18 protein-coding genes are annotated in these 26,064 nt (G+C 70.3%); 5 read left to right on the top strand and 13 right to left on the bottom strand.

The genetic code is table 11. From position 1 onward, the window contains the following. Window positions 1-18: 18 nt before the first annotated feature. The 9 genes from IE264_RS15860 to IE264_RS15820 form a co-directional block, all read right to left on the bottom strand. Window positions 19-4,308: a discoidin domain-containing protein gene (locus tag IE264_RS15860; protein ID WP_032754167.1), complete on the bottom strand. Its 4,290-nt coding sequence runs from the start codon at window positions 4,306-4,308 to the stop codon at window positions 19-21. 230 nt (window positions 4,309-4,538) lie between these two features. Then, window positions 4,539-5,732: a S8 family peptidase gene (locus tag IE264_RS15855; protein ID WP_032754164.1), complete on the bottom strand. Its 1,194-nt coding sequence runs from the start codon at window positions 5,730-5,732 to the stop codon at window positions 4,539-4,541. A gap of 104 nt (window positions 5,733-5,836) precedes the next feature. Continuing rightward, window positions 5,837-6,955 (bottom strand): type III polyketide synthase, encoded by a 1,119-nt coding sequence (locus IE264_RS15850; protein ID WP_032754163.1) that lies wholly within the window; start codon window positions 6,953-6,955, stop codon window positions 5,837-5,839. Between the two features lie 34 nt (window positions 6,956-6,989). Continuing rightward, the gene (locus IE264_RS15845; RefSeq protein ID WP_015606891.1) at window positions 6,990-8,225 is read right to left on the bottom strand and encodes a cytochrome P450; all 1,236 of its coding nucleotides are present in this window, start codon (window positions 8,223-8,225) and stop codon (window positions 6,990-6,992) included. Between the two features lie 124 nt (window positions 8,226-8,349). Continuing rightward, window positions 8,350-9,195: an ABC transporter ATP-binding protein gene (locus IE264_RS15840; protein WP_032754160.1), complete on the bottom strand. Its 846-nt coding sequence runs from the start codon at window positions 9,193-9,195 to the stop codon at window positions 8,350-8,352. After that, a complete protein-coding gene (locus IE264_RS15835; protein WP_032754156.1) occupies window positions 9,192-10,265 on the bottom strand; it encodes a FecCD family ABC transporter permease in 1,074 nt (357 codons plus the stop codon). Before IE264_RS15835 ends, IE264_RS15840 begins: the two co-directional genes overlap by 4 nt. Further along, entirely contained in the window at window positions 10,262-11,305 is a 1,044-nt protein-coding gene (locus tag IE264_RS15830; protein WP_015606894.1) for a FecCD family ABC transporter permease, read from the bottom strand. Before IE264_RS15830 ends, IE264_RS15835 begins: the two co-directional genes overlap by 4 nt. Further along, complete coding sequence (locus IE264_RS15825; protein ID WP_032754153.1) at window positions 11,302-12,342, bottom strand: iron-siderophore ABC transporter substrate-binding protein; 1,041 nt, start codon at window positions 12,340-12,342, stop codon at window positions 11,302-11,304. Before IE264_RS15825 ends, IE264_RS15830 begins: the two co-directional genes overlap by 4 nt. Window positions 12,343-12,555: 213 nt before the next feature. Continuing rightward, complete coding sequence (locus IE264_RS15820; RefSeq protein WP_032754150.1) at window positions 12,556-13,329, bottom strand: helix-turn-helix domain-containing protein; 774 nt, start codon at window positions 13,327-13,329, stop codon at window positions 12,556-12,558. Between the two features lie 335 nt (window positions 13,330-13,664). Between IE264_RS15820 and IE264_RS15815 the strand changes: the two genes are divergently transcribed. From IE264_RS15815 to IE264_RS15800, 4 genes are all read left to right on the top strand, one after another. Further along, a complete protein-coding gene (locus IE264_RS15815) occupies window positions 13,665-14,198 on the top strand; it encodes an EF-hand domain-containing protein (RefSeq protein ID WP_031126842.1) in 534 nt (177 codons plus the stop codon). Window positions 14,199-14,767: 569 nt separating this feature from the next. Continuing rightward, on the top strand, window positions 14,768-15,409 hold the full coding sequence (locus IE264_RS15810; protein ID WP_229887552.1) for a TetR family transcriptional regulator: 642 nt from the start codon (window positions 14,768-14,770) through the stop codon (window positions 15,407-15,409). 307 nt (window positions 15,410-15,716) lie between these two features. Further along, window positions 15,717-16,484: an MmyB family transcriptional regulator gene (locus IE264_RS15805; RefSeq protein ID WP_032754144.1), complete on the top strand. Its 768-nt coding sequence runs from the start codon at window positions 15,717-15,719 to the stop codon at window positions 16,482-16,484. After that, window positions 16,484-17,119, top strand: coding sequence for a hypothetical protein (locus tag IE264_RS15800; RefSeq protein WP_032754141.1), 636 nt, complete (start codon window positions 16,484-16,486; stop codon window positions 17,117-17,119). The genes IE264_RS15805 and IE264_RS15800 overlap by 1 nt, the downstream gene beginning before the upstream one ends. Window positions 17,120-17,183: 64 nt before the next feature. On the opposite strand, the gene IE264_RS15795 is transcribed toward IE264_RS15800, so the two are convergent. Together IE264_RS15795 and IE264_RS15790 are read right to left on the bottom strand one after the other, a co-directional pair. Further along, complete coding sequence (locus tag IE264_RS15795) at window positions 17,184-18,977, bottom strand: acyl-CoA dehydrogenase family protein (protein WP_032754138.1); 1,794 nt, start codon at window positions 18,975-18,977, stop codon at window positions 17,184-17,186. 153 nt (window positions 18,978-19,130) lie between these two features. Continuing rightward, complete coding sequence (locus IE264_RS15790; RefSeq protein WP_032754135.1) at window positions 19,131-19,547, bottom strand: acyl-CoA thioesterase; 417 nt, start codon at window positions 19,545-19,547, stop codon at window positions 19,131-19,133. A 241-nt stretch (window positions 19,548-19,788) separates the two neighbouring features. On the opposite strand from IE264_RS15790, the gene IE264_RS15785 reads away from it, so the two are divergent. Beyond that, window positions 19,789-22,815, top strand: coding sequence for a carbohydrate binding domain-containing protein (locus tag IE264_RS15785; protein WP_032754133.1), 3,027 nt, complete (start codon window positions 19,789-19,791; stop codon window positions 22,813-22,815). Window positions 22,816-22,823: 8 nt separating this feature from the next. On the opposite strand, the gene IE264_RS15780 is transcribed toward IE264_RS15785, so the two are convergent. Both IE264_RS15780 and IE264_RS15775 read right to left on the bottom strand, forming a co-directional pair. Beyond that, window positions 22,824-24,827 (bottom strand): elongation factor G, encoded by a 2,004-nt coding sequence (locus IE264_RS15780; RefSeq protein WP_032754132.1) that lies wholly within the window; start codon window positions 24,825-24,827, stop codon window positions 22,824-22,826. Window positions 24,828-24,960: 133 nt separating this feature from the next. Continuing rightward, window positions 24,961-26,031, bottom strand: a complete 1,071-nt coding sequence (locus IE264_RS15775; protein WP_032754130.1) for an aldose epimerase family protein — start codon at window positions 26,029-26,031, stop codon at window positions 24,961-24,963. Between the last annotated feature and the right edge of the window lie 33 nt (window positions 26,032-26,064).

Here is a 26,064-nt window from a genome sequence, read left to right as displayed (position 1 = left end):
CGATCCGCTATCCCCTCACTACGGGTTGATGTTGATCTTGAAGTTGGGGCTGGTGTTCTTGATGTCCTGGGCGTTGTTGCTGAGCCTCAGACCGTTGAAGGTGACCTCGCCGACCGCGGGCCCCTGCCCCGCCTCCGGCATCTCGTTGGCCCAGAGCCCGAAGCCGGACTTGGCGTCGAAGGCGTCACCGCTCTTGCGCGCACCCGAGATCGAGATGTCGGTGAGCACGGTGTCCTTGATCGGGAACTGCGGCTGCCCGCCGACGTAGTTCGTCTGGAACATGATGCCGCTGTACGTCGGATCGACGATGTCGACATCCGAGATCCGGATGCCCTGGAACACCTTGGAGGCCGAGAAGAGCCAGATTCCGGGGAAGGTCTGCGATCCCCAGAAGTGCCCGCCGGACCTGACGATCGAGACGTTCTCGATCTTCGTCGGCTGGGTCCCGAAGCCGTTCATCGGGTAGCCGAAGTCCAGCGAGCTGACCGTGATCCCGGAGTACACCAGAGTGTCGGCGATGTGGATGTTGCGGAAGGTGTTGTCGTAGCCGCCGTAGACGGCCACGCCCGCCGCGCGCCAGGTGAGGATCGAGGTCAGGTTCTCGTAGACGTTGTTCTTCATGTCCGCTCCCCCGGCGTCGATCGCCGAGAAGAGCGCGAAGCTGTCGTCACCGGTGGCGCGGGCCTCGTTGTTGGTCACCAGGTTGTCGGTGGATCCGTTGGTCATGTTGATGCCGTCGGCGAACATGTTGCGGATCCGGGAGTTCTTGATGGTGATGTTGTCGGTGTTGGCGCCCCAGTAGAGGCACACCATGTGCTCGTTCCAGATGTTGTCGATCACGATGTCCGACACGTTGGAGAAGTCGAACACCTTGCCCGGCCCGTCGATGCGGGAGGTGTAGTTGCCGAAGTAGGCGAAGTTCGCGAACGACGACCCCTTGGCACTGGCCTCGGCCCGGAAGCCGATGTCGGTGTTGTCCTGCGTGGTGGGGGCGTTGAACCGGGTGTACCAGGGCCCGGCGCCGACCACCTTGACGGCCTTGCCGTACACCTGGAACTTGCTGGCGGTGCTGTACTCCCCCGCCGGGAGGTAGACGCCGGTCAGCGTGCCGGTGGTGTCCATGCGGACCTTGTCCAGGGCGTTCTGGACGTCCTGGTGGGTGAACCCGGCCGGCACGGTGTACGTCGCCGGGTTCGGGTTGGCGACCGGGGCGACCTGCTCCAGGCTGACGAAGTCGATCGCGTACGTTGAGGAGTTGGCGGCGTCCTTCTGGAGCCGGATCTTGGCCCCGGCCGGGACGGTCCTCCCCAGCATGACGTTGGCCTCGTCATAGATGTGGCGGGGCGCTCCGGAGCCCGGGGAGTTGCCGGGTGCGGCCTCGTTCCCGTACAGCCAGGCGTACTTGGAGGTGAGGTCGATCGCCTTGAGGAAGGTTCCGTCGACGTAGACGTTCAGCGTCGAGTTGATCCCGCCGCCGCCCGCGGAGTCCGGGATGGAGAACCGGGTGACCAGGGTGTTGGTGGCCTTCTTCGTGGTGAACTCGACGTAGTTGCCGTTGTTGTTGAGGGTGACGGCCTTGCGTCCCGAGGCCTCGCCCACGATGTCGCCGACCGTGCGGTTCGGGCCGACGACCTGGGCGCCGCCGCCCGTGGTGCCGTCCTCCGCCTCGTAGGTGTCGTACGGCATGTTGGCGCCGCGGCCGACGAAGAGGGACTCGGTGGAGGTGTTGTTCTCGCGCTTGACCGGGAGCTCGTTGGCGTCGGCCGCGAGGACCGTGCGCAGGGTGTACGAGCCGTTGGCGGCGGTCCACGTGCCGAGGGAGACCGGGGCGGTGGTGGCGCCCGCGGCGATGGCCCCGCTGTGCGCGCCGGTGAAGGTCTTCACCGTGGCGCCCTGGGAGTTGAGCAGGGTCACGGTGATGCCGTGGCTGCCGCCCGCGGAGGCCACGGTGCCCTGGTTCCTGATGGCGACGGAGAGCGTGACCGTGTCGCCCGCGGCCGGGGCCGAGGGCGAGGTGGTGATCGCCGTCGCGACCAGGTCGGAGCTGGCGACCGGCTGCACGACCAGCGGGGAGGAGCCGGTGTAGGTGTTGTTGGTCTCGTTCTGCTCGATGACCTCGTTCTCCGGGTCGGCGACCGCGCTCAGGACGTAACTGCCCGCGTCCCGGGCGCCGATGGCCGCGCTGACCTGGGTGGAGGCGCCGACGGCCAGGGCGCCGACGTTGCCGGTGGCGACCTTGGAGCCGCCGAGCCGGAACTCGACCTTGCTCGCCGGGGCGGCGAGCGCGCCGGCGTTGCGGACGGTGGCGGTCAGGGTGATGGTGTCGGACTCCACCGGGGCGGCGGGCGCTGCGGTGATGCCGGTGACCTGGAGGTCGGGGTTGGCCGCCGGGGCGCCCAGCACCTGGAACTCCGCGACCTGGCCGGCTCCCGAGCCGCTGTTGGCGGTGAACTTCAGCTGGACGTCGGCGACACGGGCGGCGACCGGGATGGTCACCGTGTTGCCGCTCGCCGGGCTGAAGGCGTAGTCCTTGGCAGCAGCGAGGGAATTGAAGGACGAGGAGCTCTGCTCCCGGCCCAGGACCTCGATCCGCTGGGTGCGCGGCCCCCAGCTGCTGTCCGGGTTGAGCTTGACGACGACGCTCTGGGTCTCGGCGTTGGAGCCGAGCTGGACGGTGAGCGTGTTGGGGTAACTGCCGCCCGCGCCCTCCCAGTAGGTGGTGGTGCTGTTGTCGTTGGCGTTGGCGGCGACGAAGGTGTGCACCACCGAGGAGGCCGTGATCGGCTTGTTGACGGCGAGGTTGGAGGCGGTGCCCGTGGAGCCGTTGCGGGTCACGGTGTTGCTGTTGCCGGAGGCGTTGCCCGCCGCGTCCTTGGCCCGGACGAAGTAGCTGACCGTGGTGCTGGCCGACTGGGTGTCGGTGTAGGTCAGGACGTTGCCCGCAACGGTTCCGCGCAGCACGTTGTTGGCGTAGATGTCGTAGCCGGTGACGCCCGTGTTGTCGGTGGATGCCTGCCAGGTGAGCCGGATCTGGCCGGTGGACGGCTCGGTGAAGGCCAGGGCGCCGGGTGCGGTGGGTGCCTGGGTGTCGCCCGTGTCACCGGCTCGGGTGACGGTGTTGCTGTTGGCGGAGACGTTGCCCGCCGCGTCCTTGGCGCGCACGTGGTACACGACGGTCTGCCCGGCCGGGCGGGTGTCGGTGTACGTGGTGACGCCGCCCGCGACGGAGGCCAGCAGGGTGTTGTTCGCGTAGACGTCGTAGCCGGTGACGCCCGTGTTGTCCGTGGACGCCTTCCAGGTCAGCCGGATCTGGCCGGTGGCGGGCTCGGTGAACGCCAGGTCGGCCGGTGCGCTCGGGGCCTGGGTGTCGCCGGTCGCGGGACCGTAGACCTCCAGCTCGGCCAACTGGGCAGAGGGGCTGCCGGAGTTGGCGGTGACCAGGACGCGGACGTACCGGGTGGTCGTGGCGTCGAAGGAGATCGTCGCCGACTGCCCGCCCGCCGCGTCGAAGCGGTAGTCCTTGGAGGCGGTGAGGTCGGTGAACTCCGTGCCGTTGGTGCTGCCTTGGAGCTTCAGCGTCTGGCTGCGCGCGGCCCAGCCGTCGGGCAGCCGCAGGACGACCCGGTCCACGCCGACCGACGATCCGAGGTCGGCCTCGATCCACTGCGGGAGCTCGTTCTCCCGGCTCGCCCAGTAGCTGGCCCGGTTGCCGTCGTTGGCGTTGGACGCGACGAAGGCACCGTTGCTGCTACTGGCCCTGAGGGCCTTTCCGGCGGCGAGGTTGCCGGAGGAGGCGGCTGCCGCCCGGACCTCCAGCTCGGAGAGCTGGGCGGCCTGCCAGCCGGTGTTGGCGGTGATGTTCACCCGGACGAAGCGGGTCAGCGTGGCGGGGAAGGTGACCTTCACCGCGTTGGCGGCTCCCGGGGTGAAGGAGTACGCCGCCGAACTCTTCAGGGTCGCGAAGCTGGTGCCGTCCGCGCTGCCCTGGAGGGACAGCGTCTGCGTGCGGCTCTCCCAGGACGGCGGGAGCTTCAGGGTCACCTCGTCGACCCGGGCGGCCGTGCCGAGGTCGGTCTGCACCCACTGGGGCAGTCCGCCCCCGGCGCTCTCCCAGTACGTCGATGCGTTGCCGTCGGTGGTGTTGGGGGCGGGGTACTCGGCATGCGCACTGCTGGCGGCCGCGGCCCGGCCCGCGGCGAGGTTGGGGCCGTCGGCCGCCGAGGCGGTGAGCGACGGCACGCCGATCATCAGAAGACTGGTCGCGACCAAGGCGGATATCGCCCGCCATCTCCAGCGTTGGGCTCTCATAGCTCCCCGATCTTCGGCCTCGGCGCAGGGCGCGTCGAGGGCGCGGCTCTGGATCCGTAGTCAGGAAACACGCGATTCTGCACGCACTACGGCTTTGTTTTGCGTTGTGCGGTCAGAGAGTTGCAGAGAAATGAGAGACCGTCCACTGTTCCGGCAACAGCCGGATGGTGCGGGCCGGTGAGCGGATCGCATACGACGGTGGCCGCTCACCGGCCCCACCTGGCGGTGCGTCAGAGGCCGCCGGTGTGCAGCAGAAGATCGGGCGAGCCCTGGCCGAGAGCGGAGAGCACGTCCGGCGTGGCGGTGTCGGTCAGCCAGCTCGCGACGGCGGCGGGCGTGGCCGAGGGGTTCTCCTGCTTGTACAGGGCGGCGACTCCGACGACATGGGGACTGGCCATGGAGGTGCCGTTCAGGGCAACTGTCCCGCCGCCGAGCTTCGCGGAGACGATGTCGGCGCCCGGGGCGTAGAGCGAGACGCAGGAGCCCCAGTTGCTGAACGAGGTCTCCCGGTCCTGGCGGTCGCTGGCTCCCACGGTGACCACACCGTCGGCGGCCGCCGGAGAGCCGTCGCACGCGTCGCTGTCGTCGTTGCCCGCCGCGACCACCGGCAGGACGCCCGCGTCGGCGACGGCTTCGACGGCCGCGTCGACCGCACGGGAACGGGCCCCGCCGAGCGAGGCGTTCAGGACGGCGGGGGTGGAGCCGGCCGCCGCAGCGTCCTTGGCCACCCAGTCGAACCCGGCGATGACGCCGGCCCAGGTGCCGCGCCCCTGGCAGTTCAGGACCCGCACGCCGACCAGGGACGCGTCCTTCGCCACCCCGGAGGCGGAGCCGCCGACCGTGCCGGCGACATGGGTGCCGTGGCCGTTGCAGTCCTGCCCGTCGCGGCCGTCCCCGACCGAGTCGTAGCCCTTGACGACCCGGTCGCCGAACTCGCTGTGGGCGGCGTCGATCCCGGTGTCGACGACGTACACCTTCACCCCTTCGCCGGTGGCGGTGGTGGTGTAGGTGTCGTCCAGCGGCAGGGCGCGCTGGTCGATCCGGTCGGTGCCCCAGGTGGCCGCGGGGGCCCGGAAGAGGCTCCCCGCCCCGGGCGCGTCCACGGCCACCTCGGCGTTCTCCTCGACGGCGAGCACCCCTGGGACGGTCCGGACCGCCTCCAGTTCGGTGGCGGTGAGCGTGACGGCGAACCCGTGCAGGACATTCCCGTACGTGAACATGGGGCGGAGCCCGAACTCCTTCAGGACGGTGTCCGGAGAGAGTTCGGGCTCCAGGGTGACGATGTACTGCCCGGGGACGGCCCGTGCGGACCGCTCCACCGGGACCCCTTCCGGTCCGGTGTCGGCGGTGGCCGGGGTGGTGGTGCCGATCAGCGGGGCGATCAGCAGCAGGGTGGCCGGGGCCCAGCGGGCGCGCAGGCGCATACGTGTCTCCTCGGGTGGGGGTTGGTTCGCGGTGCGAGTGCGCAGCCGCGAAGCGCGAATACCCGGTCCTTCGTCCCCTGCCCGTACGGCGCCTTAACACGGGTTCAGCCGGACAGCGCAACGCCCGTCCGGAGCTCCAGCTCGGCCAGTTCCCGGTCGGGGTCGGCCCCGGGGTCGTGGTTCGCCCAGCTGCCGACCGCCACCTCGGCGGTGATGCCGGGCCCGAATCCGGCGATCAGGCCCTGGGCGGATTCGGCCGCGCCCCCGTCGTCGAAGAGGCGCGCGAGGGCGTCGAAGACGACGGAGCTGGCGATGTTGCCGCGTTCGGTGAGAGTGGCCCGGCTGTAGCGGAACATCTCCGGCGGCAGGTCGAGGAAGTGGCAGAGGTCGTCGAGGATGCGCGGGCCGCCCGCGTGGACGATGAAGAAGTCCATGTCGGGCACCGACCAGCCGTGCAGGTCGACCAGGTCCTTCAGGACCGGCGCGAGCATCTCCATGGTGCCGGGCACCCGCTTGTCGAGCAGGAAGTGGAATCCGGTGTCGCGGACGGCGTAGGAGATCCAGTCCTCGGTGTCGGGCACGAGGTGGGAGCCGTTGCGCTCCAGGCGCATGCCGGTGCCGCCCTGGCCCCGGACGACGGCGGCGGAGATGGCGTCCCCGAACAGGCCGTTGGAGAGCAGGGAGCCGACGCCGATGTCGGTGGGCTGGTAGCAGAGCGAGCAGAACTCGCAGGAGACGATGAGGACGTTGGAGTCCGGGTAGGCCAGGCAGAAGTCGTGCGCCCGGTTGATCGCGGCGCCTCCCGCGGCGCAGCCGAGCTGGGCGATCGGCAGCTGTCTGGTCTCGGGTCTGAACCCCATGGTGTTGATGATCCACGCGGTGAGCGAGGGCATCATGAAGCCCGTGCAGGAGACGTAGACGATCAGGTCGATGTCGGCCGGGTCGGTCTCGGCGTTGACGAGGGCCTGCCGCACCACTTCGGGGACCCGGGTCTTGGCCTCGGCCTCGTACACCCGGTTGCGGACCTCGAAGCCGGGGTGCTTGAGGGTCTCCTCGATCGGCTGCACCAGGTGCCGGGTCTGGACACCGGTGTTCTGGATGAGTCTCAGGACGAGGTCGCGCTGGGGATGGCCGGCGTGGGTCTCCCGGGCCAGGTCCAGGGTCTGCTGCATCGTGATGACGTGTTCGGGCACAGCGATGGCCGGTCGGCACAGGGTCGCCATGGGTTCTCCTCGTATCTGGGAGCGGAGGCTCTCGTCACCACGTGACGGGCAGGGCGAGCGGGTAACGCCAGATGGACGTCGTGTTCCACCGGATGTCCTCGGGCTCCGCGTCGAGACGCAGGGCCGGGAAGCGGGCCAGCAGCGTGGAGAAGGCCACTTCGAGTTCCATGGTGGCGAGCGGCGCACCCAGACAGTGGTGTGCGCCCCAGCCGAACGTCATGTGCGGGATGGACGGCCGGTCGGGGTCCAGCTCGTCGGGGCGGTCGAACTTGCCGGCGTCACGGTTGGCCGTCAGGTACGACACATGAACCACGTCGCCCGCCTTGATGGCGACGCCGCCGAGTTCCACGTCCTCGGTGGCGATGCGGGGGATGCCGACGCCCTTGCGGAAGGGGATGTACCGCAGCAGTTCCTCGATCGTGCGGGGCAGCCGCTCCGGTTCGGCCTGCACCGTCTTGAGCAGCTCGGGCCGGGTGAGCAGGGTGTAGGCGATGTTGCCGAGCTGGTAGGTCGTGGTGTCCTGGCCGGTGATGAGCAGGACCATCGCCATGACGGCCAGTTCTTTGTCGTCCAGCAGTTCGGCGCCGTCGCGGGCGGCGGCCAGGGTGCTGATGAGGTCGTCGCCCGGGGAGCGTCGGCGGTCGGCGGTCAGCTCGGTGAAGTAGCCGCGCAGTTCGGCCTTGGCCCGTACCGCGTCCTCCTTGCCGGCGGCCCCGACGTTCATCATCGTCAGGGCGTGGGCGCGGAGCCACGGGCGGTCGGCCTCGGGGATGTCGAGCGCCTCGCAGATCGTGATCAGCGGCAGCGGTGAGGAGAGGCGGGCCACGAAGTCGGCCGGGGCCCCCTCGTCCTCCATGGCGTCGAGCAGCCGGTCGACGATGCGCTGGGTCCCCTCCCGCATCTGGTCGACGCGGCGCGGGGTGAAGCTCTTGGCCACCAGGCTGCGGAGCCGGCTGCTGGCGGGCGGGTCCATGAGGTTGATGGACTCGGCCTGGACGATCGGCTCCGGGGTCATCCGGGGAAAGTCCCGGCCGAGTACGGCGCTGCGGCTGAAGCGCCGGTCGGTGGTGACCGTCCGGACGTCCTCGTAACGGGTGACGAGCCACGCCTCGCCCTCTCCGTACGCCATACGGATGCGGGAGACGGGCTCCTCGGTCAGCAGTTCCTTGAGCTGGGGGTCGAACTCCAGTTGCTGTGCGAAGTCGAAGGGACAGCTCCGTACGGTTTCCTTGTCGTGCACCGAGGCGTTCTGCACCGAGGTGTTCTCCACCGAGGTTCTCCCAATGACCGGTTCGGGGGTTTCAGGGCGTGCCGGCTCCGGGCCCGGGAACAGACCCCCCCTGCATCCCCCGTCACGCTGCGAAACATGTCACTTACGCTCCGCAGTCAGCCGATCAGAGGGGGCGCACGCTCCCCCCTGCCGGTGTGGTGTCCGCCCGGTCCAGGACGTGGTGGCGGCCGATCGGGAGCATCAGGGGCCTGCCGGACACGGGGTCCTCGATGACGCGGCTCTCCAGGCCGAACACCGCGCGTACGGTCTCCTCGGTCAGTACCTCGGCCGGGGGGCCGAAGGCGTGCAGCGTGCCGTCGGCGAGGGCGATGAGGTGGTCCGCGTACCGGGCGGCGAGGTTGAGGTCGTGGAGCACCATCACGATGGTGGTGCCGCGCGAGCGGTTGAGGTCGGTGAGCAGGTCGAGGACCTCGATCTGGTGGCTGGCGTCGAGGAACGTGGTGGGCTCGTCGAGCAGGAGCAGGTCCGTCTGCTGGGCCAGGGCCATGGCGATCCAGACGCGCTGGCGCTGGCCACCGGAGAGCTCGTCCACCGCGCGGTCGGCGAGCGGTTCCGTGGCCGTCGCCTCCAGGGCGGAAGCGACGGCGGCGTCGTCCTTCTCGTTCCAGCGGGAGAACATGGACTGGTGGGGGTGGCGGCCCCGGCCCACGAGGTCGGAGACGGTGATGCCCTCGGGCGCCACCGGGGACTGCGGCAGCAGGCCGAGCGTACGGGCCAGTTCCTTGGCGGGGCGGCGGTGGACCTCCTTGCCGTCCAGGACGACGCGGCCCTCGCGGGGTGCGAGCAGGCGGGACATCGAGCGCAGCAGGGTCGACTTGCCGCAGGCGTTGGCGCCGACGACGACCGTGATCGCGCCGGGCGGCACGACCAGGTCGAGCGAGGAGACGACGGTGCGGTCGCCGTAGCCGAGGGTGAGGCGTTCGGCGGTCAGTTGGTGGTCGGTGGTCATAGCGAGCCTCCCGCCCGGTTGGTGCGGATGATCAGATAGATGAGGTAGGGGGCGCCGAGGACGCCGGTGACGACGCCCACCGGGTAGCGCTCGCCGAAGGCGAACTGGCCGGTGAAGTCGGCGACGAGGACCAGCAACGAGCCGACGAGCCCGGCGGGCACCAGCAGGGAACCGCCGACGCCGACGATCCGGGCCGCGATGGGGCCGGCGAGGAACGCCACGAACGCGATGGGTCCGGCGGCCGCCGTGGCGAAGGCGATGAGCCCGACGGCGGCCACGATCACCGTGATCCGGGTGCGTTCGACCCGTACGCCGAGGGCGGAGGCGGTGTCGTCGCCGAGCTGCATCGCGGAGAGGTTGCGGGCCTGGCCGAGAAGGAGCGGGGTGAGGACGGCGGCGGCGACCAGGGCGGGGACGGTCTGGTCCCAGGTGGCGCCGTTGAGGCTGCCGGTCAGCCAGCGCATCGCCTCCTGGAGGTCCCATTCGGCGGCCTGGGACAGGACGTAGGAGGTGATGCTGTCGAGCATCGCGGAGATGCCGATGCCGATGAGGATGAGCCGGGTGCCGACGACTCCGCCCCGGAACGCCAGGGAGTAGACGAGCAGGGCGACGCCGAGACCGGCGGCGATGGCGAGGACGGAGACCTGCACCTCGCCGAGGGAGAGCGTGACGATCGCGATGGCCGCGGCGGCGCTCGCCCCGGAGCTGATGCCGATGATGTCGGGGCTGGCGAGCGGGTTGCGGAGCATCGTCTGGAAGGTGACCCCGGCCAGGCCGAAGCTGAATCCGGCCACCAGGGCCAGGGCCGCGCGCGGCAGCCGGAGCCGGCCGACGGTGAACGACGCCCCCGGCACCTGTTCCCCGAGGATCACCCGGAGCACGTCGCCGGGCGGGTAGAACGTGCGGCCCGCCATCAGGGTCGCGGCGAACGCGGCGACGACGAGGACGGCCAGGACGAGGATCACCAGGCGCCTGCGCGAGGCGCCGCGGGTACGGCGGCGGGTGGCGGCCGCGACGGACGCGGGCGACGCCTCCTTGGGGGCCGGCCGGGTGAGGGCGGGGGCGCTCACAGGGCACGCACCTTCTGTCGGCGGACGATGTAGATGAAGAAGGGGGCGCCGATCAGCGCGGTCACGATGCCCACGTCGATCTCCGCCGGGCGCGCGACGATCCGCCCGGCCACGTCGGCGGCGGTGAGGAGAACCGCGCCGAGCAGCGCCGAGAGCGGCAGCAGCCAGCGGTGGTCGACGCCGACGAGCAGCCGGCAGGTGTGCGGGACGACGAGGCCGACGAAGCCGATGGGCCCGGCGACGGCGGTCGCCGCTCCGCACAGGGTGACGGCGCCGAGCGCGGCCACCGCCCGTGCGACGGCGACACGTTCACCGAGTCCGGCCGCCAACTCATCGCCCAGAGCGAGTGAGTTGAGGGCGCGCGCGGAGAGCAGGCAGATGACGAAGCCGACCGCGAGGAACGGGGCGACCTGGCCGATGCGCTCGAAGGAGGCCCCGCCGACGCCGCCGATCTGCCAGAGCTTGAAGCTTCCGGCGATGTCGTTGCGAGGCAGGATGACCGCGCTGACGAGCGAGGCGAAGGCCGCCGATGTGGCGGCCCCGGCGAGCGCCAGCTTGAGCGGGGTGGCCCCGCCCCGCCCGAGGGTTCCGACGGTGTAGACGAACAGGGCGGAGAGGGCGGCGCCCGCGATGGCGACCCAGATGTAGCCGGTCGGCGAGGAGAGCCCGAAGAACGCGACGGCGGTGACGACGGCGAGCGAGGCGCCCATGTTGACGCCGAGGATCCCCGGGTCGGCCAGCGGGTTACGGGTCACGCCCTGCATCACCCCTCCGGCGAGGCCGAGCGCGGCGCCGATGACGACCGCGAGGACCGTACGGGGGATCCGCTTCGTGGCCGCCGCCTGCCCCAGGGTCTCGTCGGCACCGCCGAGCGCCGCCTGGATGTCGGCCCAGGGAACGTCGCGCGAGCCGAAGGCGACGGACGCCACCATGACGGCGGCCAGCGCCAGGAGGGCGGCGAGGAGCCAGAGCGTGCGGACGCCCGCCGGACGCCGGGCCACGGTGGCGTCCGGCGGGCGCCGGTCGGTGGAAGCGGTCACTTGACCTTGTCCGCGGCCTTGGCGAGGGCGGCGGCGTAGTCGTCCAGCACGTAACTGATCGACAGGGGCGTCGGGTTGGCGGCGGTGGCCAGCGGCGAGCTGCCGGGCAGGAGGTAGGTGGAGCCGCGCTCGACAGCGGGGATCTTGGAGAGCAGCGGGTCCTTGCTGATGGCCTTCAGCAGCTCGCCCGTGTCGTCCCCGTACCCGGTGATGATGTCGACGTCGTCGAACGCGTCGATCTGCTCGGCGCTCTTGGTGAGGGCGAACTTGTCCGTGCCCTCGGACGCCTTCGCGATGCTGCCCGGGATCTTCATGCCCAGGTCCTGGAAGAACTGCGTCCGGGTGTCGTGCGTGGTGTAGAAGCCGATCTCGCTGACGTCGTTGGGGTCGACGTGCGTCATGAACATCGCCGACTTGCCCTTGAGCTGCGGGTACTTGGCGGCGGTCTTCGCTATGTCCCCGTCGAGCTTCGTGATCAGCTTCTCGCCCTCGTCGGCGAGGCCGATCGCCTCGCTGTTGGTGCGGATGATCTCGCGCCACGGGGTCGCCCAGGCGGCGTCCGGGTAGGCGACGACGGGGGCGATCTCGCTGAGGGTGTCGTAGTCCTTCTTGGTCAGTCCGGAGTACGCGGCCAGGATGACGTCCGGCTTCGTGTCGGCCACGGCCTCGAAGTCGATCCCGTCGGTCTCGTCGAAGAGCACCGGCGTCTTGGCCTTGAGCTCGTCCAGCCGCTCCTCGACCCAGGGCAGCACCCCGTCGCCGTCGTCGTCACCGAAGTTGGCGGCGGCCATGCCGACGGGCACGACACCGAGCGCCAGCGGGACTTCGTGGTTGGCCCAGTTGACGGTGGCGACGCGCTTCGGCTTTGCGGGGATGGTGGTCTTGCCCAGGGCGTGCTCGACCGTCAGCGGGAAGCCGCCGGCGGCACTCCCCTCGCCCTTCTGGTTCTCGGCGTCACCGCTCCCGTTCGCGCCGCAGGCGGCGACGGAGACGAGGGCGGCTGCCACGGCGAGCAGACGGAGGCGGTGTGAGGACATGGGTGAGTACCCGGCTTTCCGGAGGGTCGGGGTGCCGCTTCCCGCACGTCCGGGCGTGGGCTGCCGTCGTGGAGGGGTGCACTGCGGAGGCAGAGCGGCTTAGGTAAGGCTTGCCTTCGCACTTTATGAGAGTCGGGGCCGGTGTCGCAATCAACCGTTTGAGACAGCAGTTGTAGCGATAGGGACATCCGCAAGTCCCCCGAGCCCGGCGGCTCACCCCGGCCGGAAGGCCCCCGGCGTCAGCCCGGTGGTCCGCCGGAAGGCCACGCCGAAGGCGCTCGCCGAGCGGTAGCCGACCTGTTCGGCCACCGACTCGACGTCCCAGCCCCGGGTCAGCAGGTCGATCGCGTGCTGGGCGCGGACCGCGGCGACCCAGCGCACGAAGCTCGTGCCCGTCTCGGTGCTGAACGCGCGTGCGACCGTACGGGTGCTCACCTTGAGCTCGGCCGCCCAGTCCGCCAGCGTCCGCTGGTCGCCCGGATCCTCGCGCACCGCGTCCGCGACGGGGCGCAGAAGGTCGGAGATGGGGATCTGCACGAGCAGTTCGCGGGGTGAGGGGGCGAGGACGTCCAGGACCAGTGCCTCGGTCGCGGCCCGGGAGGACGGGGCGAGGCCGGGTTCGCCGAGCCGTTCCAGCAGGAGGCGCAGCAGGGGTGTGATCTCGACGGCGACCGGGGTGTCGGAGATCGACGACGTCGTACGGAAGCCGAAGAAGCTTGCCCGGAACCAGGTTCCCGCCGTCGCCGATCCGGAGTGCAGGGTCCCGGCGGGCATCCACAGGCCAAGGGCTGGGGTGATCGTCCAGATGCGTTCGCCGACCACCGCGGAGGAGGCGCCCCGCTCGTTCCAGAGCAGTTCGTGGAAGGGGTGGGAGTGGGCGTCCCAGAGGGTGTCGTGGGCGACGACCTCGTCGTAACCCTTGATGACGAAGGGGGTGTCGACCGATCCGGGCGCGTGCGCGGGCAGCGACCGGGTCTCCCTGGTCATGGACGGTCCGGCCTCCCTGGTCATGGGGCGCCGACCCCGGTCGCACGGTGGCCGCCGACGGCGGATGTCACTCGCATCCGCCCAGCCTAGAAGGTCGCCCCGGAGCCCGGTTCCCCCGCTCCCCCGGTACGACGCGGTCGTCCACGGCCCGTACCGGGGCGTGCGGGGGCACCGGGCTCCGCTGTCTGCCTCAACTCGATGTTTGGGCGGGGGTGGTTACGTCCTTCAGGTGAAGGGCCGGGGCTTTCGCCGTGCCCGGCGCCCTCCGGCCGGACAGTGGGTGGGCCGACCGGGGTTCCGGTCGGCGGGACCGTACGGTGAAAGGTGACGGATTCATGACCACTGAGGCCACCCGGCGGGTCGCGCTCGTCTTCTCCCTGTTCGATGCCAACGCCAACGGGGTCCTGGAGTCGGACGATTTCGACCTCATGGCCGACCGCGTCGTCCATGAGGCGCATGCGTCGGACCAAGCGGCGAAGGACGCGATGCGTGCGGCTTTCCGGCGGTACTGGACGACCCTGCTCACCGAGCTCGACGCCAACGGGGACGGTGAGATCAGCTTCGAGGAGTTCACCGCCTGTGTGCTGTCGCCGGAGCGGTTCGACGAGACCATCGGCGTGTTCGCCGAGGCGCTCGCCGCGCTCGGCGACCCGGACGGCGACGGCCTGATCGAGCGCCCCCTGTTCATGGCGCTGATGACGGCGATCGGGTTCGAGCCCGCGAACATCGACGCGCTCTTCGACGCCTTCGAGCCCACCGACGGGGACCGGATCCGGGTGGAGACCTGGGTTGCCGGGATCAAGGACTACTACGCGCCCGGCAAGGCCGGTATCCCCGGCGACCACCTGGTCGTCGGCACCCCCGTCTGACCGGGGCCCCGGAGACGACAGCCGGGGTGGGCGCCCCTGCCCGGTAGGCGGGGGCGCCCACTGCTCCGGGCGTCGTAAAAGTGCTCCAGCCCGGTCCGTGCGTTCTGTGGCGGTGCCGACCCTGAAGCCGGCACCGCCACAGAACGCCGGCTCGGGCTGGAGCCGAACGTCGTCACAAGCGGCAGGCGCAGGAAGAAGTCCCCCGTTGTCCCGTCAGCGAGACGGCACAGACCAGACACCCAGTTCGATGACGACCTGGTTTCCGCGCTTCCCCTGCCCCCGTCCCCCCGTACTGGCCGGCCGACCAAACGCTGTGACTGGTTCGGCGGCAACTCTTCCAGCCGGCAGGTGATAGATCAACGGAGAAGATGGTGCGCGCACTTCTAGTGCGACTATCGTTCGGGGTTAGAGTTTCACCTGCCCCGTGGCAACTAAAGGTAATGACCGCTCCGGTGGCCGGACGCGGCCGGGGGTTCGGGACGCAGACCGCTGCCGCAGCGCAGCCGAAACAGGAGACGACAGTGCGGCAACCGGTCCAGCGGCGATCCATAGACAAGCGGCAAGAGCTGGTGGCCGCTGCCGCACGGGTCTTCGCCGAGAAGGGCTACTACCGGACCACGATCGAGGACATCACGACGCTGGCCGGGGTCGGCCGCGGCGCCTTCTACCACTACTTCAACAAGGGCAAATCCGACGTTGCCACGGCAGTGGTGACGGAGGGCTTCACGATGGACGCGGCGGTGCCGATGCTGCCGCGCATCCAGAGCGTGGTGGACGCCTCGATCGCCCTCGCGACGCTCACCCCCGTGGTTCCGGTCGTCAAAGCCGCCGCACGGCTCGCCACCGAGCAGGACCACCCCGACTTCTACGGCCACCTGGTCCGGTTGTACATCCCCCAGGTCACTCAACTGATCCAGCAGGCCAAGGAGTTCGGCGAGCTCCAGCCGGGCGTGGATCCGGCTGTCACGGCGGAGGCATGGGTCATGCTCTACTCGGGGACCGATCAGCACGCCCGCCTGGACTACCGCCGGCTGCCGCAGAAGATCGCGCAGGCGAATGCGGTGATCGTGCGTGGCATCGTCACTCCGGAAACGGCCCTCAAACTGGACATGTCGGTTCAGCGCGGCGACCTTCTGGTACGGCAGTCCCGTTGGGCCAAGGAGTACATCGAGGGCCTCGAAGCCGCGGCGTCGGTCGGCAGCCCGACCTGACCGCAAGGACAACGGGGCCGCGAGAGAAGTTCCTCGCATCCCGACCTCCCCGCACTCGTCACACAGAGTTATCACGAAGGTGGGTCCGCGACCCCGAGAAGTCGACGGCGAGCGCCCGTCGAAAGAGCCGGATCACGGGGTTGCGGGTTGCTCTGCGTGAAGCGCAGGGCACTGCTGGGTTCCAAACCAAACCATGCGCATGGTTTGATCTCTATCGTTCAGGCCGGGTGGCGAGAGAGCAACAACCCCTGACTGTGCGCACATTCCGTGCGTACGGCCGCCGGGTTGCGCGCGGAGGGGGAGAGCGGTGCCGGGAGCGGAGCGCGAGTACCAGCGGCTGATGGAGCGCTACCGGCGCCGACGGACCCGGAAGGAGATCGGGCTCGAATCCCTGCCCTTCGGCCGGAGCGGCCGCCGTTCCGAGCGCGTCCGGCAGGTCGACGTCGACACCGCGCTCCAAGGGGGCGCGGGCACCTATCAGAAGATCCGTGCGGGCCGGTTGCGTCCCTCACCGGACCTCTACATGCGTCTGGCGCAGCTGCTGGGTTTCACTCCCGAGGACACCGTCATCGGCCACCTGGAGCTCTTCCGGACCGAGCCGGTGCTGCCCCCCGCGCCCCCCTCGCCGTTCCTGGGGCGTCTGATCGACGGTCAGCGCGAGATGGCGTGCGCGATCACGCCCGACGGCCGCCTGTTGGCCGCCAACCCGGCTTTCGCGGCTCTGTTCCCCGGAGGCGAGCCGCCGGCCAACCTGTGGCGCTGGGCGCTGTTCAGCCCCGACGCGGAGAGGCTCCTGCTGGACTGGGAACCGGCATGGGCCCCGCGCCTGCTGACCGAGATCAAGGTGATGTGCCGGCGCGCGCAGCAGGACAGCGCGGCTCTCCGTCTCCTGTCGGAGATCGCCGACGACGCCCGGCTGCGGGCGATCGAGGAGAGTGGCAGCGGGCTCGGCGGCGCGTCCCTGCCGCTGCACCACACAACGCTCGGCGACGGGACCGTGCACCTGCTCACCGCGCGGACGGCCGGCGCGAGCATCCTGACCTTCATCTTCGAACCTGGCGATCAGGAGCTGTGATGCAGATTCTCGTGCCGGAGGACCCGGTGTTCATGACGCGGTTCCTGGAGATGGAGGAGCCCCTCCTCCACTCCCTGTACCACCTCCACCTCGGCCACCTGCCGCGGGAGCAGGCCGAGACGATCCGCCGTGCCTACGAGGGCTGGAGCGACATCCAGGCGGCAATGCCCAAATTCCTGAGCTGGCACACGCCGACCGCATTCGAACTCGCTGTGCCACGCCGGGAGTCGGAGGGCTATCGCCTCCACAGCCCCGACGGCGAGCAACTGATCAGCCTGTACGCGGTGGAGGCGAGCGTCGGGAGCATCGGCTGCCTGGCGGCCTGCCTCTCGCTGCTCGAAGCGGCCGAGAGGGAAATGGGTGGAGCGCTGGCCGGCGCGCTCGAGGAGATCAGGAAGCCACGGGAGCGGGATCTGGTCGACAACTTCCGCCGGGTCGTGCGGGCGTTGCAGATACCGGCGCCCCCCGCCCTGCTCGCGTCGCTGCGGGATGCGGCACCGGCCGGGCCGGTGCAGGAGGTCTCCCTCGACGCCGCGCAGCACGCCGAGTATGCGACCTACGGCGTTCAGTTCTGCCACGCCCTGAGCTCCGGCGACTGGTTCACGTACACGATGCACCGGTCCCTGTACCTCTGATCCGTCACTCCGGCCGCCGCCCCCCGTCCGGCGGCCGGGGAGCCCGTCTCCCCCGTGGTGCTGGTCAGGCGCTGAGCATCGGGTGCGTCTCCAGCAGCGTCTCGGACACACCGAAGGCGCGGGTGAGGGTCAGCGCGTGGGGCTCCAGGAAGCCGAGGACCGCGTCGACCGCGTCGGGCAGGTGCTCGACCTGTTCGGCCGTCAACCGTCGCCGTGCCAGCAGGTCTCCGCTGTGCGCGGCGACCCGGCGCAGGGTGAACAGGGCGTGCAGCCCGCGCAGCAGGTCCGCCGGCAGCCCGGAGGGGACCTGGCCGGCGGCGGTCAGCAGGGACTCGGCGGCGAGCCGGTGGACGTGGGCGTCGGCCAGCGCCACGGCGGGCGTCACCGTCGCGTTCCAGCGGGCCAGCGGGGATGCGGCGCGCTGCCGGAGCCGGGCCTTCGCACGGGCGTGGGAGATGCGCTCGATGTCGGCCAGGAGGTCCTGGAGGAACTGGGGGTCGGTCAGCTCCCGGTCCGCGGGCGCGATCTCGCTCTCCGGCTTGAGGTCGACGCCGCCGAGCAGCATCTCGCCCCCGGCCTTCTGCAGGATCACCGCGTTGTCGCCCTCGGCCGTGATCGTGCCCTCGATGGAGGCGAGCTGCAACGCTATGCCGTTCGCCTGGATCAGGCCCTGGGCGCCGCACCGCTCGCGGCACTCGGTCATGACCGCCCGGGCCCGCCAGGTGATCCACGCCTTGCTGATCGCCGTCAGCCGCTCGTACGCCTCGCGGTCCTCGCCGGTCGCCCGGTCCCACTGCCGCACGACCGACCGCTGGAGCAGCGTGGCGGCGTAGGTCGTCGCCACGGCGTCGAGCAGGGGCGTGTGGTGGCCGCGGTGGGCGATCAGCGGCACACGCTGTCCGTTGGTCATGCCCGAGGTGACCCGGGTGTAGGCGTAGCGCATGGCGACATCTAGAGCGTGCCGCATGACGCCGAGGCTGTGGGCGGTCATGCACAGCTTGCCCATCGTGACGCGTCCGATGGACTGGAGGAACCGCCGGCGGGGGCTGCCGAGCGCACTGGTGAACTCGCCGTCCGGGGTGAGGCGGCCGTGGTCGCCCTGGAGGAGGGCGCTGAAGGGGAGGCGGACACCGTGGAACGTCGTGGCGCAGTGGTCGACGGGGCTGCTGGCCGTCTGGGGCAGCGGCCGCACCTCCACACCCGGCAACGGGCTGCCGTCGCTGTCGCTGAGCGGCGTCAGGAACAGGAAGACGCCGTGGTCGGTGCCGTCGACGATCAGGCGGGCCGCGACGACGGCACCCTTCGCTCCCCCGGCCGGGCCGGTGTTGGGCATGAACTTCGCCGCGCCGGCCGTGGGGGTGTTCAGCACGAACCCGCGCGCCGCCCGGTCGAACGTCGCTGTGGTCTCCATATGTACGGCGTCATTGCCATGGGCAACCTCGGTGCAGAGAAACGTTCCTATGCGGTCGACGCGGACGTACTCGCCCAGGTCGCGCCCGGCCGCCTCGTGGTCGACCAGGCTCCCGAAGAAGAGGTTGTAGTGGATGGAGACGATGGTGGCCATGCCCGGGTCCACCACACCGGCCCACTCGTGGATGGCGGTGAGTTCGACCGGATCGCTCGCGAGGGCCTGTGGAGCCTCTACGGTCTCGTTGACGAGCCGGAGCCGGTCGTAGCTCAGGTCTATGCGTTCTCGGTGGGTCAGCCCCTCCTCGAAACGGAACGGGGCGGAGCTGAAAAGGCGCCGCCATCGTTCGTGAGTCGTGTCCAGGTGACCGGCGAACAGGACGTCGGCGAGAGCGGCGGAGACGGGGGCGGCGGAGACGGATGCGGAATCCGGAATCTGAGAGTCAGTCACACCCAGGAAAACTAGCCTGATCGATCACGTCTGACGCAGTGAGGATCAACACGATTGAGCTGGGCGAAAACACGGTAGGTGCCCGCTTCCTCACTCACTTGCACCTGCTCGGAGGCAGGCACTGCGGAGGTCGTGCCGCGCGCGTACTCCTGGTCAGCCGGTCAGAAGGTCCGGATTGCCCGCCAGCGAGGCCAGGCGGCCCTGCGGGTCCGGGACGAGCCGGCGTTCGGTCAGGTCGAGGACGCCGGCCACTCCGGTGATCTCGGCGGCCACCGTGCCGTCCTTCTTGATGACCTGCTGCTCCAGGGTGAACGTCTTGCCCGTGCCGTAGTCGAACCGGCAGGTGACCCGCACCCGCTCGCCGCCGCGGAGTTCACGGCGGTACTTGACGGTGACCTCCAGTTGCACCGGGCCGATGCCGTCCGCGAGCAGCTTCTCCTGTGGCAGTCCGGCGGCCCGCAGCAGCTCCCAGCGGGCGTGTTCCGCGTACTGGAGGTAGACGGCCTGGTTCAGATGGCCCTGGGTGTCGAGCTCGTAGCCGCGCACGGTCACATCAACGGAGAAGGTCATGACCGTGCGAACGTCCGCGCCCAGTGATCCATTCCGGTCGGCCGGTCCTGCCGGATCCCTTTACGGGCCTGTCATGCACCGGTAACTTCCACCTCGCAAGAGCTTGCAGCAATATTCCGGCAGGTCTTTCTGTCGGACCGTTTCACTCGCCGAACCCAGAGGCGCGTCCGGGTTCTCCGGCGGGACCGCCATCGGCAGCCGACGGGACCACCCACCCGCGGCCCCTCCCCTGGAGACACACATGAGACGCACCCCTCACCGGTTGCTCGGCCGCCCGCTCGCGGCGGCCGTTGCGGCGGCCGGGCTGCTGGGACTCCTCACCTCCGTACCGCAAGCCGCTCCCGCCCCGGCCACCGGACCCGTCGCCGCCTCGGCCGCCGCCGACGCCACGGCCACCGTCTTCTACTCCACGAAGACCCGGAACTGGTCGGCGTACCAGCTGCATTACGCCCCCGACGGCGGTTCCTGGACCACCGTCCCCGGCACCCGTATGACCTCCGCCTGCACCGACTGGGTCAAGCTGACCGTCCCCCTGGGCGGTGCGAGCGGGCTCAAGGCGACCTTCAACAACGGCTCGGGCACCTGGGACAACAACGCGGGCAGGAACTACGACCTGGGCACCGGGAACATCACGGTCAAGGACGGGGTCGTGGCGCACAGCGACCCGTGCGCGGGCGCGGGTCCCGAGGAGCCGGACCCCGGAGGACCGAACACCGCCTCGGTCTACTACGCGACGTCGACCGTCGGCTGGTCCACCGTCAACCTGCACTACCGCCCGACCGGCGGAACGTGGACGACGGTGCCCGGCATCGGCATGGAGGCGGCCTGCACCGGCTGGGTGAGGCGGACGGTGGACCTGGGCGTTGCCACGGGCCTTCAGGCGACGTTCAACAACGGCAACGGGGTCTGGGACAACAACAACGGCGCCGACTACACCCTCCCGGCCGGGCTCACCACGGTGAAGGACCGCAAGGTCACCGCGTCGGCGAAGGACCCGTGCGCCGCCGAGGAGCCGGACACCCAGGCACCCTCCGTGCCCACGGCGGTGAAGGCCGCGGCCGACGGGGTATCGGTCCTGGTCAGCTGGGAACCCGCCACCGACGACCGGGGGGTGACCAAGTATCAGGTCACCCGGACAGGCGGCACGAAGGGCACCCTGGTCACCGACGTCGGCTCCACCGTGTTCGCGGACACCGGGCTCGAAGAGAGGACCGCCTACCGCTACACCGTCCGGGCGCTCGACGCCGCCGGGAACCTCTCGGCCCCGTCCGCCCCGGCCACCGCCACCACGGGCGAGAAACCCACCGCCCCGGCGACGGGCACACCGCTGGGCACCGATCCCCGCAAGGATCCGATCTACTTCGTGCTGACCGCCCGCTTCAACGACGGCGATCCCACCAACAACCGGGGCGGCAGCCAGCACGAGAAGTCCGGCAACGCGGCCAACGACGACCCCATGTTCCGGGGGGACTTCAAGGGTCTGGTGCAGAAGCTCGACTACATCAAGGGGCTCGGCTTCTCCGCGATCTGGGTCACCCCGGTCGTCCTCAACCGCTCGGACTACGACTACCACGGCTACCACGGCTACGACTTCTACAGGGTCGACCCGCGCCTGGAGTCCGCCGGGGCCTCCTACCAGGACCTCATCGACGCGGCCCACGCCAAGGGGATGAAGATCTACCAGGACGTCGTCCACAACCACTCCTCGCGCTGGGGCGCCAAGGGCCTGTTCACCCCGAAGGCGTACGGGGTGCGCGACACGCAGTGGAGCTGGTTCTACGACGAGAGGAACGACGGCTTCACGTACGACGGCCTCACCGTCGAGCCCAAGTCGGGGAAGTCGTACTACAACGGCGACCTGTGGTCCACGGCCGAGCCCTCCGGCAACACCTGCCTCAACTGGGGTACGCCCACCGGTCACACCTCACCGGAGGGTTACCGGATCTACAACTGCCAGTGGCCGAACCCCACTTCGGGCATGTTCCCGAAGGCGCTCTACCACAACTGCTGGATCGGCAACTGGGAGGGCGAGGACTCCCGCTCCTGCTGGCTGCACGACGACCTCGCCGACTTCAACACCGAGAACGCCCAGGTGCAGAACTACCTGATCGGCGCGTACAACAAGTACATCGACATGGGCGTCGACGGCTTCCGGCTCGACACGGCGGTGCACATCCCCCGCACCACCTGGAACCGCCGCTTCCTGCCCGCGATCCAGGAACGGGTCACCCAGCGGTTCGGGGCCGAGGCGGCGAAGAACTTCTTCGTCTTCGGGGAGGTCGCCGCCTTCGTCAACGACAAGTGGAACCGCGGCTCGGTCAACCACTCCGCGCAGTTCTTCACCTGGAAGGAGCGCAAGGAGTACAGCGCGGACGACGAGAAGGCCGCCCTGGAGATGTACGAGTACGAGCAGCAGCAGGGCACGGCGTCCCAGCCCGTCTCCGACAACGCCTTCCTGAAGGGCAACGCCTACCACGCACCGGACCGGAGCCGGTTCTCCGGGATGAACGTCATCGACATGCGGATGCACATGAACTTCGGTGACGCGGACAACGCGTTCCACAACGGCAAGGACTCCGACGACAGTTACCACGACGCCACCTACAACGTGGTCTACGTCGACAGCCATGACTACGGGCCCAACAAGAGCAGCGAGCGGTACACGGGCGGCACGGACGCATGGGCGGAGAACATGTCGCTGATGTGGACCTTCCGGGGGATCCCGACGCTGTACTACGGCTCCGAGACCGAGTTCCAGAAGGGGAAGAAGATCGACTGCGGGCCGTCGTGCCCGCTGGCCTCGACCGGGCGGGCCTACTTCGGGGACCAGCTGGCCGGTGAGGTGACGGCATCGGACTTCGGCAAGGTGTCCTCGGCCACCGGCAAGGTCGCGGACACCCTGGCCGCACCCCTGGCCCGGCACCTCCAGCGGCTGAACGAGATCCGGCGCGCCGTGCCCGCCCTGCAGATGGGGCAGTACTCCACGGAGGGCATCAGCGGCTCCATGGCGTACAAGCGGCGCTACACCGACGCGGCGAGCGGCACCGACAGCTTCGCCCTGGTGGCGGTCTCCGGGAGTGCCACGTACAGCGGCATCCCGAACGGCACGTACCAGGACGCGGTGACGGGTGACACGAAGGTCGTCACCGGCGGCGCGCTCGCCGTACCGGCTCCCGGGAAGGGCAACCTCCGCGTGTACGTCCTGGACCTCGGCGGGAAGAACGCCGCGCCCGGGAGGATCGGCACGGCGGGCCCGTATCTGAAGTAGGGGAGAAGTCAGCCGGCGACCCGCCGCACCGTGCGCAGCAGGTACTCCTTGCGGTGCAGCGGGTCGTGGTCGGTGCGCGGGCGGTCCGGGGCCGGGCCGGTCACCGGGCGGTGGCCGTCGAAGGCGGACTCCAGCACCCCTTCGCCCCGGGTCAACCCCGGCAGCAGCTGCTGGAGTTCATGGACCCGGGCCGCCGGGACCTCGCCCTCCAGGGTGCAGAGCGTTCCGTGCGTCTCGGGCGGCCCGGGCACCGCGCGGAGCCGGGCGAGGACCGGCCCCAGTGCGCCGAAGGCGTCGGCGGGCAGCTCCAGACGGAAGCGGTGCATCGGCTCGTACACCTGGGTTCCGGCCCGGCGCAGCGCGTCCATCAGGACCAGGGGCGTCAGGTTGCGGAAATCGCCCGCCGTGCTCGACATGCTCTTGTCGAACGTGCCGTGGGAATGGCTCTGCCGGGGCCAGTACCCGGAATGCGTCTGGGTGACGACGCAATCGGTGACCTGCCAGCCATGAATTCCCTGACACAGGGTGGAATGCACGGTTTCCTCGACCGCCCGCATCAAGGAATAGGGCATCGAGCCGAGTTCCACTTCGCGGCGGAATTCCACTCCGCTGCCGTACGGGGCCGGGTCGACCCGCAGTCCGACGGTAGCGAGGAAGGGGTTGGGGTCGGTGTCGATGAACTCGACGGCCGCGCCGGTCCCGGCCGGTCGCTCCAGGCAGATGGTCGTGGTCTCGCGGAAGGTGACGTCCACCCCGAACTCGTCGGCCAGGGTCGCCTGGATGACCTCCTTCTGCACCTCCCCGTAGAGCGAGAGGGACACCTCCCGGCGGAGTTCGTCGCGGCGGACGGCGATCAGCGGGTCCTGTTCGGCGAGGCGGCCGAGCGCGAGATGCAGGGCGCCGCGGTCCTCCGGGCGGCGGGGGACGACCACCGTCTCCAGGGTCGGCGGGGCGAAGTGGCGGCGCCCGGCCTCCGCCCGGGCCGCGCCGACGCTGTCGCCGATCCGGATGTCCGCCAGCCCTTTCAGCCTGGCGATCCGGCCGGCGCCCACGCCGGGCACCGGCACTTCGCCGCCGTCCTCGAAGACGCTGACCGCCGAGACCTTGCCCTCTCCCTCCCGGCCGTCCGGGCTGCGGAAGCGCAGCACCTCGCGGGCGTGCACGGTCCCTTCGACCATGCGGACGTACGCGGTCCGCTCGCCGCCGGCGGTCCGGTCGACCTTGAACACCGTGCCCCGGGCCGGTGCGTCCGCGTCGCCCGTGGCGGCGGGCAGCAGTCCGGTGATGCCCTCCACCAGGGCGTCGATGCCCGCGCCGGTGGCGGCGGAGCCGAAGAAGACCGGGTGCACGAGGCACCGGCCGGTCTGTTCGGCCAGCGCCGCGAGCAGCCGGGCGTGGGTGAGGGCCGCCGGGTCGTCGACGTACGCGGCGAGCAGCTCGTCGTCGTGGCGGGTGAGCAGGTCGGTGAGCGCGCCGGTGAAGCCGGGGTCGGCCCCGGTGAACGGCGTGCTGGTGGCGTCCCGGGTGCCGAGGTGCCGGGCCGAGCCCATCGCGACGATGTCCGGGGAGAGCCGTTCGGTGATGCTCTCCAGCAGCGGGCCGTACCGTGCGCCGGGCCGGTCGGTCTTGTTGACGAACAGCACCGTCGGGATGCGCAACCGGCGCAGGGTGCGCAGGAGTACGCGGGTCTGGGCCTGGACGCCCTCCACCGCGGAGATCACCAGGACGGCTCCGTCGAGCACGCCGAGGACCCGCTCCACCTCGGCGATGAAGTCCGGGTGGCCGGGGGTGTCGATCAGGTTGACCGTGGTGGTGCCGAGGGTGAAGGAGACGACGGCGGACTTGATGGTGATGCCGCGTCGGCGCTCCAGCGCGAGGGAGTCGGTCCGCGTACTGCCGTGATCGACGCTGCCGATGGTGTCGATGACACCGGCGGTGTGGAGGAGCCGCTCGGTCAGGCTTGTCTTACCGGCGTCGACATGCGCCAGAATTCCCAGATTCAACGTGTGCACGAAGCTTCATGTCCTTGAGAGAAAGGTGAATTTCTGTCGGGGTGGACACGAAAGCTCCGCGCATGATCGGACTCCTGGGTCGTACTGCCTGCTGGTGCGGGGAGTAGATCAAAGAGCTGTCGGGGACCGCAACCTAATTTTCTTCCGCGCGCAGGTGCGGAAAGCGCCATTCGGTGCGGCTGCGGAGGGTTTCGCCGGGGCGCAGCACCGTGCTGGGGTGGGCGGGGCGGTTGGGTGAGTCGGGCAGGTGCTGGGTCTCCAGGCAGAGCGATCCGTGGCGTTCGTGGCGGCGGCCGGTGCCGTCGGTGAACGCACCGTCGAGCTGGTTGCCGGTGTAGACCTGGAGCCCCGGTTCGGTGGTCCAGAGCTCCAGGGTGCGCCGGTCGCCGGGGGCGGTGAGGCGGGCGGCCCTGCGGAGTGCGGCGGGGGCCGGTCCGCGCAGCACCCAGCAGTGGTCGAAGCCGCCGGCCAGGGCGAGTTGGGGGTGGGGCCGGGCGAGGCGGTCCCCCAGCGGCTGCGGGGCGGTGAGGTCGAACGGGGTGCCGGCGACGGGGGCCGGGGGGCCCTCGGGGATGGAGCCGGTGTCGATGGGGAGGTAGTGGTCGGCGTCGACCTGGAGGGTGTGGCCGAGGATGTCGTCGGCGCCGAGGTTGAGGTAGGCGTGGTTGGTGAGGTTGACGACGGTGGGCCGGTCGGTGACGGCCGTGTACTCCAGGGCGAGGGTGCCGGTGGCGTCCAGGGTGTAGGTGGCGGTGACGTCGAGCGCTCCGGGGAAGCCCATGTCGCCGTGGGGGCTGTGCAGGGTGAGGCGGAGGACGGCGGCGGAGCCGGTACGGTCTCCGGCCGCCTCCCAGACCTTGGTGTGGAAGCCGTCCGGGCCGCCGTGCAGGGCGTGGCCGCGGTCGTTGGCGGGGATGTGGTGCGTGGTGCCGTCGAGGGTGAACCGGCCGTGGGCGATGCGGTTGGCGTACCGGCCGACGACGGCCCCGAAGTAGGGGTTCTTGTCGGTGTAGTCGTCGATGGCGGGCAGGGAGCGGACGACCGGGCCCGGGACGCCGGCGGTGTCGGGCACGGTGAGTCTGTGCAGGACACCGCCGTACGTGAGGACTTCGGCCCGTACGCCGGTGCCGGAGTCGAGGGTCCAGAGGTCGACCTCCGTCTGCCCGTGGGCGTGGCCGAACGGTTTGCGGTGCACGGTGGGCATGAGGAGTTCCTTGGGGGGTGGGAGGCGGCCTCC

This window comes from Streptomyces microflavus, assembly GCF_014650075.1.
Taxonomy (GTDB): domain Bacteria; phylum Actinomycetota; class Actinomycetes; order Streptomycetales; family Streptomycetaceae; genus Streptomyces; species Streptomyces microflavus.
Note: the sequence above shows the minus strand (reverse complement) of the source record. Positions and strands in the feature narration are given on the sequence as shown.

What these genes read in the sequence shown, in the direction of transcription:
- IE264_RS15860 (WP_032754167.1), bottom strand. Translation starts at nt 4,308, where the DNA reads ATGAGAGCCCAACGCTGGAGATGGCGGGCGATATCCGCCTTGGTCGCG.
- IE264_RS15855 (WP_032754164.1), bottom strand. Translation starts at nt 5,732, where the DNA reads ATGCGCCTGCGCGCCCGCTGGGCCCCGGCCACCCTGCTGCTGATCGCC.
- IE264_RS15850 (WP_032754163.1), bottom strand. Translation starts at nt 6,955, where the DNA reads ATGGCGACCCTGTGCCGACCGGCCATCGCTGTGCCCGAACACGTCATC.
- IE264_RS15840 (WP_032754160.1), bottom strand. Translation starts at nt 9,195, where the DNA reads ATGACCACCGACCACCAACTGACCGCCGAACGCCTCACCCTCGGCTAC.
- IE264_RS15825 (WP_032754153.1), bottom strand. Translation starts at nt 12,342, where the DNA reads ATGTCCTCACACCGCCTCCGTCTGCTCGCCGTGGCAGCCGCCCTCGTC.
- IE264_RS15820 (WP_032754150.1), bottom strand. Translation starts at nt 13,329, where the DNA reads ATGACCAGGGAGACCCGGTCGCTGCCCGCGCACGCGCCCGGATCGGTC.
- IE264_RS15815 (WP_031126842.1), top strand. Translation starts at nt 13,665, where the DNA reads ATGACCACTGAGGCCACCCGGCGGGTCGCGCTCGTCTTCTCCCTGTTC.
- IE264_RS15800 (WP_032754141.1), top strand. Translation starts at nt 16,484, where the DNA reads ATGCAGATTCTCGTGCCGGAGGACCCGGTGTTCATGACGCGGTTCCTG.
- IE264_RS15790 (WP_032754135.1), bottom strand. Translation starts at nt 19,547, where the DNA reads ATGACCTTCTCCGTTGATGTGACCGTGCGCGGCTACGAGCTCGACACC.
- IE264_RS15785 (WP_032754133.1), top strand. Translation starts at nt 19,789, where the DNA reads ATGAGACGCACCCCTCACCGGTTGCTCGGCCGCCCGCTCGCGGCGGCC.
- IE264_RS15775 (WP_032754130.1), bottom strand. Translation starts at nt 26,031, where the DNA reads ATGCCCACCGTGCACCGCAAACCGTTCGGCCACGCCCACGGGCAGACG.